Annotated in this window: 1 pseudogene; it reads left to right on the top strand. The window is 74.1% G+C overall.

From position 1 onward, the window contains the following. Positions 1–1,411 (top strand): annotated as a pseudogene (locus P409_RS34280) (hypothetical protein); the annotation flags it as partial.

Genomic DNA, 1,411 nt, shown 5'->3' with positions numbered 1-1,411 from the left:
TGGCGGCCGCGGCCGGCACCGGCTCGGTCGCGATCGGCCACAACTCGCAGGTCAATGGCGGCACGGGCGCGGTGGCAATCGGCGAGGGCCAGGTCGTCAACGGCGACGGCGCGGTGGCGATCGGCGACCCGAACTCGGTGACCGGCACCGGCGCCGTCGGCATGGGTGCCAACAACACCGTCAACGGCACCGGCGCGGTCGGGCTCGGCAACGGCAACACGGCGACGGGCCAGGGCTCGGTCGCGCTGGGCAACACCAGCAGCGCGGCGGGCGCCGGCTCGCTCGCCTTCGGCGACGCGGCCAAGGCCACCAATGCCGGCGACGTGGCGCTGGGCTCGGGCTCGGTGACGGCCGCGGCGGTCGGCACGGCCAGCACCAAGATCGGCGGCACCACCTACAACTTCGCCGGCACCACGCCGACCAGCACGGTCAGCGTCGGGGCGCCGGGCGCCGAGCGCACCATCACCAATGTCGCGGCGGGCCGGATCGCGCTGGACTCGACCGACGCGATCAACGGCAGCCAGCTCTTCGCCACCAACAAGGCGCTGGAGTCGACCATCGCCGGCGCGGCCGTCCACTACTACAGCGTCAATGACGGCGGCACGCACGGGGCGAACTACAACAACGACGGCGCGACCGGCGTCGGTGCCATGGCGGCCGGCATCGGAGCCTCGGCTTCGGGCCCGCAGTCGGTCGCGATCGGCTCCGGGGCCAGCGCGTCGACGGGGTCGACGATCGCCTTGGGCAACGGTGCGACCGCCGACTCCAACTCCGCCGGCGGTGGGGCCATGGCCCTTGGGCCGGGCGCCAAGGCCGTCGTCACGGGCGCCGCAGGCGGTTCCCCGATCGCCATCGGCATCGGCGCCGATGCGAGCGGGGTCTCGGGCACGGCGCGTCCCGACGGCGGCACGACCTTCGAGGCGGTCGCGATTGGCAACGGCGCGGACGCCACGGGTCAGACCAGTTCGGCTCTCGGCATCAGGGCTGCCGCGACCGGGACCTGGTCCACGGCCCTGGGCGGATACGCCAATGCGACGGCGGCGAACGCCACGGCGGTCGGCGTCCTCGCCAATGCGGCGACCGCGAACGCCACGGCGGTCGGCGCCTCCGCCAAGGTTTCGGCCCAGAACGGCACCGCGGTCGGCTCGGGCGCCATCGCCGCCGGCGCCAATGGCGGCGCGACCGCGATCGGCACCAACGCCAATGCCAATGGCGAGTTCTCCGTGGCGGCGGGCGTCAACGCCAAGGCGGGCGACCACGCCTCGATCGCGATCGGCACCGGCACCAATGCGTCCGGGTCGCGCGCCATCGCCATCGGCGACACCGTGCAGTCCACCGGCGCCGGGTCGATCGCGATCGGCGCCAACGGCACCGCGCAATCCAAGGCGACGGCGGACAACGCCATCGCCCT

Origin of the sequence: Inquilinus limosus MP06 (assembly GCF_000767795.1) — a bacterium.
In the GTDB taxonomy this organism is placed as follows: domain Bacteria; phylum Pseudomonadota; class Alphaproteobacteria; order DSM-16000; family Inquilinaceae; genus Inquilinus; species Inquilinus limosus_E.
This window is presented reverse-complemented; position numbering and strand designations above follow the sequence as displayed.